Source organism: Chryseobacterium sp. GW821-FHT04C04 (genome assembly GCF_059420365.1).
In genome coordinates, this window is sequence record NZ_JBWKTO010000004.1 from 39,052 (window position 1) to 51,589 (window position 12,538).

Consider the following 12,538-nt stretch of genomic DNA (forward strand, 5'->3'; position numbering starts at 1 on the left):
GTCTTGTTGAGGCTTCTTAACAAGACTGTTTTTTAAATAATTTAAAAACATGATTACAAATTTCAGAAATATCCATATAGGGAGACTGATCCATTTTAGAGTTTCGGAAAATAAAATAGACCTGTCACGCATTTGTCGTTTTTTAAATTGTACAGAACAGGAAGTCAACGAAATGTATTTACAGGAGGATCTCCCCACCAATATTCTGATGCGGTGGAGTAAACTGCTAGAATATGATTTCTTCAGAATCTATTCTCAACATCTGATATTGTATGCACCTCCCTCTGCCGTAATCAGTGGAACAGAGGTGTCGAAATTGCCAAAATTCAGGAAGAATCTTTATACCCAGGAGATTATAACATTTATACTTGAACTGATCAAGGCGGGTGAGAAAACCAGACGGCAGGTCGTAGACGAATATGGAATACCCAATAGTACTTTAAACAAATGGGTTAATAAATACAATACATTCTAAGATCAGAAACTCCTGTATTGGGAACAACGAACTTAACTAACTTAACTGAAGATGAAAAAATACAGACAGCCAAACTATCATCGAATCTATTCTGACATCATTACGCGGAGCTTTCCCCATAAAAAGGAGGAATGTGAAAAATTATTAAGAAAAAAATACCTGTCTGTCATTGATATTTTAGAACTTAATAAAAGAATTTTCGGAACAAGAGGTAAAGAGGCCGAAAAACAGAATCCGAAACACCGTTCCTACAGCAAATCCGATATTGTTCAGATCCTGGATTATCAGAAGACGCATAAGATGAATAATTCACAGGTGGCCGAGCACTTTGGATTAAGCAAGAATTCAATAACCAAATGGAAGAAAATATTTTTGTAATGGGGTAAAATAGCCAATATCTTTCAGTGGTTGATACTGATAAGCACATTACTATTTAATGGGTACCAATAACAGAATTGAGTTGACAAAATAAAATTGTCAACTCAATTGCTTTATAATAAAGGATCAAATTCATCATTTTACACAGCTCTCACAGTACAGGAAAGTGATAGTCTGCAAGTAGGTATTACATGTTATTTAAGTTATACTTTAATGTCGTAAAATAAATGAAAAAACGATATAATTGAACATTTTCTCATCAATAAACGATGCTATAATTTACTGCGTAATTATACTCTTCTCCATTAATCTATACATATTCCTTTTAAAAGAATTATCAAAATTAAATGGATGTGTAATCTCTCCCATCCAATTTTATGATTTCTCCCCCTTTTTCTCTCAGTAATATATCTTGGTTAATGTCCATACATTGTAAATTAAATTTTAGATATTTTATTTTAATTTCCTGAAAATTTCCAGCATCGTTTCCGTGTCAAGGCTTTTCATATCAACCAATTTCAATGTTTTGACCATCTTTAAAGCTATCGTCTTGTAATGCTGAAAATGAGGTGTCTGCAAATGAGATTGATAAGCTTCTTTATCAGAATAAATTTCAATAATTCTTATCTGTGCTGCATTCTCTTTCTTATACATTGGGAAAATTGCAATGACACCCGGTTCAGTTTTCATTGATGCATACGTTTCTTCTTTCAAAATGGAATTGTATTCATTGAGATATTCCGGAAGGACATCTATTTCTGAGATCCGAACCACCATATCCTGTTTTATTACAGGAACTAATGTTTTTCCGATTATCTTTCTAACCGTATTGGCTTGCGTAATGCTTATATTGGCTTCAATTATTGTAGATAACTGCTCAAGCTGATCTTCTGTAATCCCTGTATTTTTTCCCATTGCAATATGAGATTGTAACTGACCTTCAACACCGGCAATTGATGCCAAAGCAGAGATGGTAACCAGTTCTCTTTGCTGATAATCCAATACATCATTGGCAAAAATATCTGCAAATAAATGTTCCTTTAAAAAGATATCTATACGCGGCGCAAACTCTCCAAAACCTGGCGCAGGTTTAGATTGTGTTGTTTTTGTCAACCCTTCCAATACTTTTCTGCCTTGCTCGTATTTGTCTTCAACATTATTTTCGAAGGTTATTTTATTGTCTTCTTTATCTGTAATACCTTTTGCTTTTCTTTCCTCTAGAACAGATTTAAAAATATTAATAGCATTTAGACTTCTCGGAAAACCGCAATATGCATATAATTGGACCAGTGCTTCTTTGATTTCGTTTACTGTGAGTCCGTTATCCAATCCTTTATTCAGTCCTGTTTTTAACTGTTCCAGATTTCCTGCTGCTGTTAAGGACGAAATTACTACTAGAGTTTGTTGCTGAAGAGACAAATTAATATCTGTCTTACTTTGTTGTGCATTCATTTTACTCGTACTTAATGTGAGAACAAAAAGTAATATCCATTGAAGAAACTTGCTTTTGCTCATCCTATTTGGCTATTTATTAGCATCGGTATATTGTTCGTCCGTTACCGGATCTAGCCAGACCGCATTGGTTTCACCTTCATAATTGGTAATGGCGATATGTACCATTTTGATGCCTGCCTTTGCACCATGCCAATGTTCCACATTTTCAGGAATATTGATGAGATCACCCTTTTTAATGGTTTGTGCAGGTTTATCTTTTTCCTGATAAAGACCTTCGCCTTCAGTTACGATTAAAACCTGGCCTTTCGGATGCGTATGCCAGTTGGTTCTTGCTCCAGGCTCAAAAGTCACACTGCCTAGAACAAAATCGTTATTTTTATCTTTTGCTAATAGTGTTTGCAGGTAAGCATCTCCTGTGAAATATCCGTTGGTCAATTTTTCACCTTTGGCAAAAAGCGATTCGTTATTTTCTGTTGTCATTTTTTGTTGATGTTTATTGTTATTACAAGCTGTCAATGAAAATATAACACCCATAGAAAGTAATATCTTTTTAAGATCATTAAAATTTCTCATCATGTTTTATTTTTCTATTTGTTTTTGTTCAGAAGCAGGATATCTGTCTCCAATAATCTGAATTTTAGCGATATTTGCTTCCAGTTCATTCCATTCGTTTTGAGAAAATGAAAAATCTGTTGTTCTCAGATTTTCTTCCAGATGGGATAATTTCGTAGTTCCTGGAATAGGAACAATCCAGGATGCTTTTTGCATCATCCAGGTTAATGCGGTCTGTGCTGCCGTCATTCCTCTGGTCCTTCCGAATTTATTAAGCTCCTCAACTATTTTAAGATTTTCTCTGATAGCTGCCGGCGTAAACCTTGGTAAAATATTACGGTTGTCATTCCCTGAATCAAAGGAAGTATATTCGTTGATGCTTCCTGTTAAAAATCCACGATTTAAAGGACTGTAGGGCACAAACCCAATTCCAAGCTCTTTACACACCGGAAATATCTCTTTCTCAGGTTCACGCCACATCATATGATATTCGCTCTGAATTGCAGTAACAGGCTGTACGGCATGTGCTTTACGAATCGTTGCTGCCCCAACTTCACAAAGCCCAAAACGTTTTACTTTTCCTTCCTGGATCAGATCTTTTACGGTCCCCGCAACATCTTCGATCGGGACATTCGGATCCAAACGATGCTGGTATAATAATTCTATCACATCAATTTTCAACCGTTTCAGAGAATTTTCGACCATTTCGCGGATTTTTTCAGGACGGCTATTAACACCTGTAACTTTATTTCCATCATAATTAAAACCAAATTTTGTGGTAATTGCGATCTTATCTTTAAATTGAGAAAATATCTCTCCGGCTAATTCTTCATTGGTAAACGGTCCATAAGTCTCCGCCGTGTCAAAAAGTGTGATCCCTCTTTCTACTGCCTGATGTCCCAATTTGATCATGGCTTTTTTATCAGGATGAATACCTCGATGGTAATTCATTCCCATTACGCCAAATCCAATTTCGGAGACCTGCATACTGTATTTTCCTGAACCTAAAGTTCTCAGACCATTAATGATAGGATTGTTTTCTGCTTCTTGTAGTGATCTGTTTTTTTCGGAATTTGACATTAATATTGAAGGCACGCATACAGCTGCTCCTAAAACTGCCGTACTTTTAATAAAATCCCTTCGATTATAAGGACTGACATTTTTAACATTTTGAGGTTCTGAATTCAGACTATTACTTTCCATATTTTTATTTTTTGGTGTGTTATTTTGATTTACTGAATACTGTAACCGCCGTCCACGACCAAAGTATGTCCTACAACAAGACTGGCCGCATCGCTGCACAGCCAAACGACCACATTGCCGATTTCTTCAGGTTTTCCCAAACGTTTTACCGGCACGGTTTCAAGCATAGCATCCAATGCTTCTTTTTGTCCGCCTTCGATCATTTTATCGGCCATCGGGGTGTGGATCAGTCCGGGACAAATTGTATTGATTCGAATGCCCTGTGAAGCATATTCCAAAGCCGCACTTTTTGTCAATCCGATAACGCCATGCTTTGCAGCATGGTAAGTACCTCTCTGTGCACCTCCTAAAATACCACCGATTGAAGAACAATTGACAATAGCACCGGTTCCCTGTTGACGCATCTGCTGGAGTTCATACTTCATACAACTCCAGACACCACGAAGATTGATCCCTGTCACCCTGTCAAAATCCTCTCTTGTCTGATCAGCTGTATCTGCTAAATCATTCTGAACTCCTGCATTATTAAATGCAGCATCCAGACGTCCAAAAGTAGCAACTGTCTTTTCTATCATTGTTTTTACCTGATCATCCTCAGAAACATCACAAACAATCGCAAGTGTTTGATACCCTTCATCTGCAAGTTGTTTTGCTGCTGTATTTACTAAGTTTTCATCCCAATCGGCCAAAACTACTGTTGCACCGGCTTCCGCGAAAATCCTGGCGGTTGCAAATCCTATGCCTTGAGCGGCTCCTGTAACCAGAGCTACCTTGCTCTTCATCAATTCCATTTTTTATTTTTAAATTATTGTATTACAAAGTTCGTCAGTCCATATCTTACCTACTTTATACATACTACTGTTTTATTTACCAGTTTTACGGATTTTGTATTTTATGTATCAATCAATGGATCAGGTTTATTAATTTTGTTTTAGAAATAATAAAATTATGGAACCGGCAGAACGTATTGATACCATAAAAGAATACAATAAATATCTTGGAGCTGATACTTTGCATCCATTGGTAAGTGTTGTCAGGTTTGATGATGTGGGTTCTATTATGCATTTCAGAAGACAGATCGGCGTTTACGCGGTTTTTCTTAAAGATATCAAATGTGGTGATATGATCTATGGTTGCCAGCCTTACGATTATGATGAAGGAACCCTTGTATTCGTTTCACCAGGACAGGTCTATGGAATAGACAGCAATGGAATTCCGATTAAGCCTTCCGGTTATGCATTGCTATTTCATCCGGATCTGATAAAAGGAACACAGTTGGGTAAAACAATTAAGGATTACACCTTTTTCTCCTATGAAGTCAATGAGGCCCTGCACCTGTCAAAAAAAGAACGAAAAACCATTGTGGACTGCGTAGAAAAAATAAAAGAAGAAATCGAACTCAATATCGACAATCACAGCAAGACTCTTATTGTTTCAAACATCGAACTGTTTCTGAATTACTGTATGCGTTATTATGACCGCCAGTTTATTACAAGAACAAATGCAAATAAAGATATTCTCAGCCGTTTTGAAAATCTATTAAATGAATATTTTCAATCTGAAAAAACACTGAATTTAGGTTTGCCAACCGTCGCCTACTGTGCAGAGGAATTGTTTCTTTCTCCCAATTATTTTGGAGACCTTATCAAAAAAGAAACAGGAAACACGGCTTTGGATTATATTCAGAACAGATTGATCGATGAGGCTAAGAATAGAATCTTTGATCAATCGAAAACAATCAATGATATTGCGGCCGAGTTGGGCTTTAAATATCAGCAGCATTTTACACGTTTATTCAAACAAAAAACGGGAATGGCTCCCAATGAATACAGGAATATTCATGTGTGAAATATTTAAAAATACCATTGTATTTGTATAATTAAATCCGTTGTTAAGTCGTAAACTTTAATTCATCCTGATCCTCGGCAATCCGATGTCACATTGCTGAGGATATGCCCCCCTGGAGGTTAGGCTTACATCTTCCCGAAAACTTCTTTCCATTTCCCGGGATTGATCCTGATCCATCGAATATCGGGGATCAGCAGCAAGCGGCATCTTCGTCATTTTCGTAATGGTTAACGTCGGGGAGCGATCATCTACCTCTTCAGTAACTCAAACAAATAAATGCCTGCTTTCTTTAAAAGCAGTTCCGTACATCAAATCCGGATATAAGATGGGTGTTTTTCCATTGGCAATGGTTAAGTTTTGGAATCTGTTGCTACTACTTTTTTATTCTTTTGTTTAATGATAATCCGACAAATCTTGGTGACATTATACTTTAATGAATTAAAAATCTGTAATTTAAGGAATGCTTGTTTATAATCGAAGTATTTTATTTAATCAGACTTTTAAATTCTAATTTGAGAGTGAACATTTTTTAATGCATATCGTTCCTAAAATGAATTTTATGCTAAACAACTAGTTATTATTAATATTATTCTGACGATGAATGGAGTTTAGGTCAATGAGAAGGAAACTTAAATAATATTAAAACGGCTACATTTAGTAGCAAAAACTTATAATAAGCCAGAAGAGAAAGAAACATCAGAACCTTAATGGGATTTCAAAACACGCTTTAATACCAATAAAATCTCTGATAGAGCACTTTTAGACTGTCTGTTTCAGACAGACCAAGAATTTTATATAAAAAAAATCAAACTATAAGACCAGGCTGTAAAAATTTGATATAGAGATTTTTATGTGTAAAAAAAGAGAGGCAACTATTAAATAGTTGTCTCTTTACAATACGAGCGTATCTTCAAACACTTTTATCGATGATTTGATTTGCTTAAAAGTTACTTTCAAAAAATTAGAATAACTAAAAGTGGTATAGTGCAAGTTCCTATGACTTTTATTGTCTTATTTATACTGTTTTTCTTATTTCCTATTTTGGTAGATAGTAAGTGTTTTTAAAATTTTTTTTAATTATAAATATGTTTTTTCAATACCGCTTTAGATTGGTACTAAAGTGTTTTTTTATTTACAAAACTTTTAGATTAAAAATATATTGAAGTTTATAAATATACTATTTATTGTTGATCTCACTTTCATGATTATATCTTTTTTAACCTTCTTTTTTGTTGTTTAAGTTGTTGTTTATTAGTGTTTTGTGTTTTTGTACTGTCTACTCTTTCTTTAGAGATAAATCTTTAAATCTCCATATTGTAATTCTTTAGTTTTAAAATAAAACAACATAAAGTATATTTATAAACTTTTATAAGTATATTTGTATACTAATATGTCGGTTATGAATTTTGATCTTATAAAAGCAGTTGTAGAACTTGTTCAGCAATTTATGGAGCAAAATGAAGGTAAGGCGCTATACAGTAACGATCTTCAGGGTTTCACGGAGTGGATCAATTCTTCCTGTAAAAATATTTCTGAATCAGCAGATCCATCTTGGATAGGTAAAGAATCGGGAAGAAGTTCTGATAGTATCATCAATACATTATTGATAAGAATGGGAAGGTATGCAAAAACTTACTCCAGATCAATTGGCAATTCAGTTTTTTCAAGCCAGGATGATTTTATTTATCTGATTGGTCTGAAAACGATGGGAGCAATGACAAAAATGGAATTGATAAGACATAATGTGCATGAAAAATCTTCAGGCATACTTATTATTAATCGATTAATTCGTCATGGTTGGGTTGAGCAGACAATCTCTGAAAAGGATAAACGTACGAAGCATATTCATATAACTGAGAAAGGGCTTGCTATATTGGAGGAAAATATGGATGAAATTCGTAAAGCCTCACATGTTGTAGTGGGGAATCTTGCTCACTCTGAACAAATGCTGCTCATTGCGATACTCTCTAAACTGGATGAATTTCATAATTCTTTTTACCATATGAATCTGGATACGAATGGTTTGCTGGATATTGCATATAAAAGGTTGAGCTGATGTTGTGTTAAACAGACTTGTTAAAACTATAAATAAGTAACAATGGATACTGGAAACTTAAGAAAGAGAATTGCTGTAATTGGTTCTGGATTTTCAGGGCTGTCTGCTGCTGCATATGCCGCCAAATCAGGAAATGAGGTGCATGTATTTGAAAAACATGATCAGCCGGGAGGGCGTGCAAGGCAATTTAAAACAGAGCAAGGGTATGTTTTTGATATGGGCCCCAGCTGGTACTGGATGCCTGATATTATCGAAGGCTTTTTCAGCGATTTTGACTGCAAAGTCTCTGATTTTTTTAAGCTTGTTTCTTTAGATCCTCAGTTTGAGATGGTCTTTTCAGAAGAAAAGATTTCAGTTCCTGAGAAAAATGATGAGATCCGTGAGTTATTTGAAAAAACAGAAAAGGGAGCGGGGAAGAAGTACGATACATTCATGCAGTCTGCCCAATTCAAGTATGAGGTAGGGATGAAAGACTTTGTAACAAAACCTTGTTATAACTGGTTGGAATTTGCTTCTTTAAAAATAGCAGGCAGTGCACTGAAGCTTGATCTTTTGAGCAATTTCAGGAAATATGTTTCAGGTTATTTTTCTGATCCTAAACTCAGGTCCCTGATGGAGTTCCCGGTTATATTCCTTGGTGCCTCACCCCAGAATATTCCCGCACTTTACAGTCTTATGAATTATGGGGGATATGTTTTGGGAACCCAATATCCGATGGGAGGTTTTTATCAGCTTGTTTTGGGCATGAAAGACGTTGCAGAAAAGCAGGGAGTAACGTTTCATTTCAATCATGAGGTACAGAAAATCAATACAGAAAATGGGAAAGTGATCTCAATAACAGCAAATGGTAAAGATTATGAATTTGATGCTGTGATTGCATCATCAGATTACCATCATACAGAAACATTAATTTCCAAATCACTTAGAAACTATAATGATGCCTATTGGAAAACGAGAACCTTTGCTCCTTCATGCCTGATTTATTACCTGGGAATCAAAGGAAAAATCTCTTATTTAAAACATCATACCCTATTTTTTGAAAACAATCTTGATGATCATATAGATTGCATTTATAAAAATAAAAAATGGCCTGCTAAACCGCTTTTTTATGCTTGCTGCCCTTCCAAAACTGATCCGGATATAGCTCCAGAAGGGTGTGAAAACCTTTTTTTACTGTTACCCCTCACACCGGGAATACACGATGAGGAGGCTATAAGAGAAAAATACCTGAAGGAAATGCTTGAAAGAATTGAAAAACATACAGGAGAAACCGATCTTATCTCCCGGATTGAATACAAGAGAAGCTATTGTGTAAGTGATTTTATTTCGGATTATAATGCTTATCAGGGGAATGCCTATGGACTATCCAACACTTTATCACAGACTGCTGTCCTGAAGCCTAAAATAAGGAATAAAAAGATTAGCAATCTTTTTTATACCGGCCAGTTAACTGTTCCGGGACCAGGAGTTCCTCCATCAGTTATTTCTGGAAAGATAGTAGCAGGAGAGGTTAATAAACTAAAAATAAAATAATATGAAAAAATTGTTTGATGAGTTGTCTTACCAGGTCAGCAAGTATACTACTCAAAAATACAGTACCAGTTTTTCATTAGGAATATTGGCTTTGAAGCCTTCTATAAGACCTGCTGTTTATGCTGTTTATGGGTATGTACGTCTTGCAGATGAAATTGTTGATAGCTTTCATGGGTATGATAAAGAGAAGCTTTTGAAAAGCCTAAAAAACGAAACTTATGAAGCGTTGAAGGACGGTATATCACTCAATCCCATTTTACATTCATTTCAGGAAACGGTGCGCCACTATGATATTCATATTCAATTGATCGATCAGTTTTTGCACAGCATGGAAATGGATCTGCACAAAATAGACTACAATTCCGATCTTTATAATCAGTATATCTATGGCTCTGCAGAAGTGGTAGGTCTTATGTGTCTGCAGATATTTACAGAAGGCGATAAACAGCAATTTGAAAAACTTACACCATTTGCCATGAAGCTGGGTTCTGCTTTTCAAAAAGTAAATTTTTTACGGGACCTGAAAGATGATTATCAGATTTTGGGTAGAACCTATTTTCCGTCTCTGAATATGTCTGTCTTCGATAATACTGTAAAAGCCCAGATTGAAAAAGAAATTGAAGAAGAATTTAAAGAAGCATTACAAGGAATTAAGAAGCTGCCAAGCTCTTCCATGTTCGGAGTATACTTGGCATACAGATACTATCTGCTGCTATTTGAAAAAATAAAGAAAACAAGTTCTCAGCATATTTTGCAGCAGAGAATCAGGATTGCCAATTCACAGAAGCTGTTGGTTGCATTCAAAAGCTATATAAGATACAAATCTGCTTATTTGTAATACCTGACTGTTTAAAAGGAATTTTTTAGAATTTTCATAGTAACAAAAAAATAAATGATGTACAGATTATATAGAGAACAACATTTGAAGTGCGATATTGAGACGGCATGGAAATTCTTTTCATCCCCTCATAATTTATCCGAAATAACCCCTGAAAAAATGAATTTTGTGGTTCTTTCAGAGATTAAGGATGAATCTATTTTTGAAGGAATGGAAATAGATTATACAGTTTCTCCTGTATTGGGAATTCCGATGAAGTGGAAAACCATTATCAGTCAGGTAGAAGACGGTAAAAGTTTTACGGACTTTCAGAAAAAAGGCCCTTATAAATATTGGAATCATTTTCATGAGTTTATTCCTGATGAGAATGGCATATTGATGAAAGATACTGTAGATTATGAACTCCCGTTTGGGGTTTTAGGAAGAATAGCCCATCGCTTGTTTGTTAAAGAAAAACTTAGAAATATTTTCGATTTCAGATACAGGGTGTTGAATGATCTTTTTAACCAAGAACATAATTAATATGAGTTTTCTGATTGTTTTGTGTGTTTTTATTTCCATGGAAGGCGCCACATGGCTTATCCACAAATATATTATGCATGGTTTTCTGTGGAGCCTGCACCGCGATCATCATGATCACAGCCATGACGGGAAGCTGGAGAGAAATGATCTGTTCTTTTTTATTTTTGCCAGCCCTGCTATTGCATTATTATATGCAGGGGTAAAGCAGGGATTCAGCGATCTGTTTTTTGTTGGCTTGGGAATAAGTCTTTATGGAATGGCTTATTTCTTTGTCCATGATATTTTTATTCATCAAAGAGCAAAGGTTTTTACAAAAACAAAGAACCCTTATTTGCTTGCCATCAGACGTGCCCATAAACAGCATCACAAACATTTAGGAAAAGAAGAAGGAGAGTGCTTTGGCTTTTTGTGGGTTCCTATGGTCTATTTTAAAATGTATTTCAATAAAAAATGATGCAATATACTTACATACTGATTAATTTTTTCACAGTCATTATTTGCTTTTTGGCTTCTTTTGACAGAAGAATACAGTTTAATAAACTTTTCGGAAAGTTCCTGTTGTCATCTACAATGGTAGCAATTCCTTTCATTGTGTGGGATATATGGTTCACCGGAAAAGGTGTATGGTGGTTTGATTACAGGTATACATTAGGGGTTAAAATTTCAGGGCTTCCTATAGAAGAGTGGCTGTTCTTTTACTGTATTCCATTCGCCTGTGTTTTTACTTACTATTGCCTTGAAAAATTTTTTAAGCTGGCATGGGCTGATCTCTTTAATAATCTCATTGTGTTTACATCTGTTATTGTTCTCTCTTTGGCAGGACTTCTTTACTATGAGAGAATTTATACTTTGCTGACAGTTATTGTAACGTTAATAACTCTTTGTTATCTGCATTTTATTGCTAAAAAAGAATGGATAGGAAAGGCAAGTTTTGTATATCTGATTTTGATGCCCGGATTTTTCGCAGTGAATGGAATACTGACGGGCTCTATAATTCCTTCACCAGTTGTTAACTACAATCCTGATGATTTTTTGGGTGTCAGAATGGGAACGATCCCCGTTGAAGATGCTGTTTATGGATACAGTCAGTTTTTACTCAATATTTATTTCTTTAAAAAAATAACTCAAAATGAAAAATAAAATAATTTTCATCTTATTCATGGGTTTCGGATTATTAAATATTCTGACCTCATGTTCTTCAATGCCTGAAAAAGCACAGCCAGTCGAGCAGTTTGATGTGAACAGGTATTTAGGGACATGGTATGAAATTGCAAGATTTGATTATCGTTTTGAAAAAGACCTTGATAATGCTATGGCTCAATACAGCCTTAATGTAGACGGAAGTGTAAAAGTAGTTAACAGCGGATATAATTTTAAAAAGAATAAATGGGTTTCTGTTAATGGTACTGCTAAATTTAGAGGGAGCAAGAATACAGCTGCATTGAAGGTCAGTTTTTTCGGACCCTTTTATGCTGGGTATAATGTTGTTGCACTGGAAGATTACCGATACGCCTTGGTTGCCGGGAAAAATTTAGATTACCTGTGGATTCTTTCCCGTGAAAAAAGCATACCTGAAAGTGTAAAACAGAACTTTATTATCAAAGCACGGGAAATAGGCTATGATACATCAAAGCTCATCTGGGTGAAACAGGATAAAGAAAGTCCGTTTGCCCAATAA

Annotated in this window: 15 protein-coding genes; 10 read left to right on the forward strand and 5 right to left on the reverse strand. The window is 35.3% G+C overall.

Annotation, left to right across the window (positions count from 1 at the left end):
• The first annotated feature begins 49 nt into the window (after positions 1-49).
• Entirely contained in the window at positions 50-475 is a 426-nt protein-coding gene (locus AC07UM_RS13515) for a transposase (RefSeq protein WP_494683653.1), read from the forward strand.
• A gap of 51 nt (positions 476-526) precedes the next feature.
• Positions 527-853, forward strand: a complete 327-nt coding sequence (locus tag AC07UM_RS13520) for a helix-turn-helix domain-containing protein (RefSeq protein ID WP_494683654.1) — start codon at positions 527-529, stop codon at positions 851-853.
• Positions 854-1,306: 453 nt separating this feature from the next.
• Here the strand turns inward: AC07UM_RS13520 and AC07UM_RS13525 are convergent, their stop codons facing one another.
• The 4 genes from AC07UM_RS13525 to AC07UM_RS13540 all read right to left on the reverse strand — a co-directional run bounded on the left by AC07UM_RS13525 (position 1,307) and on the right by AC07UM_RS13540 (position 4,845).
• Positions 1,307-2,305, reverse strand: a complete 999-nt coding sequence (locus AC07UM_RS13525; RefSeq protein WP_494683655.1) for a carboxymuconolactone decarboxylase family protein — start codon at positions 2,303-2,305, stop codon at positions 1,307-1,309.
• Between the two features lie 72 nt (positions 2,306-2,377).
• Entirely contained in the window at positions 2,378-2,884 is a 507-nt protein-coding gene (locus AC07UM_RS13530) for a (R)-mandelonitrile lyase (RefSeq protein WP_494683656.1), read from the reverse strand.
• Between the two features lie 3 nt (positions 2,885-2,887).
• On the reverse strand, positions 2,888-3,940 hold the full coding sequence (locus AC07UM_RS13535; protein ID WP_494724341.1) for an aldo/keto reductase: 1,053 nt from the start codon (positions 3,938-3,940) through the stop codon (positions 2,888-2,890).
• 152 nt (positions 3,941-4,092) lie between these two features.
• Entirely contained in the window at positions 4,093-4,845 is a 753-nt protein-coding gene (locus tag AC07UM_RS13540; protein ID WP_494683658.1) for an SDR family NAD(P)-dependent oxidoreductase, read from the reverse strand.
• Positions 4,846-5,011: 166 nt separating this feature from the next.
• Between AC07UM_RS13540 and AC07UM_RS13545 the strand changes: the two genes are divergently transcribed.
• A complete protein-coding gene (locus tag AC07UM_RS13545) occupies positions 5,012-5,911 on the forward strand; it encodes a helix-turn-helix domain-containing protein (protein ID WP_494683659.1) in 900 nt (299 codons plus the stop codon).
• A 57-nt stretch (positions 5,912-5,968) separates the two neighbouring features.
• On the opposite strand, the gene AC07UM_RS13550 is transcribed toward AC07UM_RS13545, so the two are convergent.
• Positions 5,969-6,127, reverse strand: coding sequence for a hypothetical protein (locus tag AC07UM_RS13550; protein ID WP_494683660.1), 159 nt, complete (start codon positions 6,125-6,127; stop codon positions 5,969-5,971).
• A 1,183-nt stretch (positions 6,128-7,310) separates the two neighbouring features.
• Between AC07UM_RS13550 and AC07UM_RS13555 the strand changes: the two genes are divergently transcribed.
• Genes AC07UM_RS13555 through AC07UM_RS13585 form a run of 7 tightly spaced genes read left to right on the forward strand, consistent with a single transcriptional unit; the run spans position 7,311 to position 12,538 of the window.
• Positions 7,311-7,967: a MarR family winged helix-turn-helix transcriptional regulator gene (locus AC07UM_RS13555; RefSeq protein WP_494683661.1), complete on the forward strand. Its 657-nt coding sequence runs from the start codon at positions 7,311-7,313 to the stop codon at positions 7,965-7,967.
• 42 nt (positions 7,968-8,009) lie between these two features.
• Positions 8,010-9,500: a bifunctional phytoene desaturase/3,4-desaturase gene (crtID, locus tag AC07UM_RS13560; RefSeq protein ID WP_494683662.1), complete on the forward strand. Its 1,491-nt coding sequence runs from the start codon at positions 8,010-8,012 to the stop codon at positions 9,498-9,500.
• Position 9,501: 1 nt separating this feature from the next.
• Positions 9,502-10,338: a phytoene/squalene synthase family protein gene (locus AC07UM_RS13565; RefSeq protein ID WP_494683663.1), complete on the forward strand. Its 837-nt coding sequence runs from the start codon at positions 9,502-9,504 to the stop codon at positions 10,336-10,338.
• Positions 10,339-10,392: 54 nt separating this feature from the next.
• A complete protein-coding gene (locus AC07UM_RS13570; protein ID WP_494683664.1) occupies positions 10,393-10,860 on the forward strand; it encodes an SRPBCC family protein in 468 nt (155 codons plus the stop codon).
• Position 10,861: 1 nt separating this feature from the next.
• Complete coding sequence (locus AC07UM_RS13575) at positions 10,862-11,314, forward strand: sterol desaturase family protein (RefSeq protein ID WP_494683665.1); 453 nt, start codon at positions 10,862-10,864, stop codon at positions 11,312-11,314.
• The gene (locus AC07UM_RS13580) at positions 11,311-12,000 is read left to right on the forward strand and encodes a lycopene cyclase domain-containing protein (protein WP_494683666.1); all 690 of its coding nucleotides are present in this window, start codon (positions 11,311-11,313) and stop codon (positions 11,998-12,000) included. The genes AC07UM_RS13575 and AC07UM_RS13580 overlap by 4 nt, the downstream gene beginning before the upstream one ends.
• Positions 11,990-12,538 carry a lipocalin family protein gene (locus AC07UM_RS13585; RefSeq protein WP_494683667.1) on the forward strand — a complete coding sequence of 183 codons (549 nt, stop codon included), beginning with the start codon at positions 11,990-11,992 and terminating at the stop codon, positions 12,536-12,538. Before AC07UM_RS13580 ends, AC07UM_RS13585 begins: the two co-directional genes overlap by 11 nt.

Coding starts and splice junctions, on each gene's coding strand:
- AC07UM_RS13520 (WP_494683654.1), top strand. CDS start 527: ATGAAAAAATACAGACAGCCAAACTATCATCGAATCTATTCTGACATC.
- AC07UM_RS13565 (WP_494683663.1), top strand. CDS start 9,502: ATGAAAAAATTGTTTGATGAGTTGTCTTACCAGGTCAGCAAGTATACT.
- AC07UM_RS13515 (WP_494683653.1), top strand. CDS start 50: ATGATTACAAATTTCAGAAATATCCATATAGGGAGACTGATCCATTTT.
- AC07UM_RS13570 (WP_494683664.1), top strand. CDS start 10,393: ATGATGTACAGATTATATAGAGAACAACATTTGAAGTGCGATATTGAG.
- AC07UM_RS13535 (WP_494724341.1), bottom strand. CDS start 3,940: ATGTCAAATTCCGAAAAAAACAGATCACTACAAGAAGCAGAAAACAAT.
- AC07UM_RS13540 (WP_494683658.1), bottom strand. CDS start 4,845: ATGAAGAGCAAGGTAGCTCTGGTTACAGGAGCCGCTCAAGGCATAGGA.
- AC07UM_RS13575 (WP_494683665.1), top strand. CDS start 10,862: ATGAGTTTTCTGATTGTTTTGTGTGTTTTTATTTCCATGGAAGGCGCC.
- AC07UM_RS13555 (WP_494683661.1), top strand. CDS start 7,311: ATGAATTTTGATCTTATAAAAGCAGTTGTAGAACTTGTTCAGCAATTT.
- AC07UM_RS13525 (WP_494683655.1), bottom strand. CDS start 2,305: ATGAATGCACAACAAAGTAAGACAGATATTAATTTGTCTCTTCAGCAA.
- crtID (WP_494683662.1), top strand. CDS start 8,010: ATGGATACTGGAAACTTAAGAAAGAGAATTGCTGTAATTGGTTCTGGA.
- AC07UM_RS13585 (WP_494683667.1), top strand. CDS start 11,990: ATGAAAAATAAAATAATTTTCATCTTATTCATGGGTTTCGGATTATTA.
- AC07UM_RS13580 (WP_494683666.1), top strand. CDS start 11,311: ATGATGCAATATACTTACATACTGATTAATTTTTTCACAGTCATTATT.
- AC07UM_RS13545 (WP_494683659.1), top strand. CDS start 5,012: ATGGAACCGGCAGAACGTATTGATACCATAAAAGAATACAATAAATAT.
- AC07UM_RS13530 (WP_494683656.1), bottom strand. CDS start 2,884: ATGATGAGAAATTTTAATGATCTTAAAAAGATATTACTTTCTATGGGT.
- AC07UM_RS13550 (WP_494683660.1), bottom strand. CDS start 6,127: ATGACGAAGATGCCGCTTGCTGCTGATCCCCGATATTCGATGGATCAG.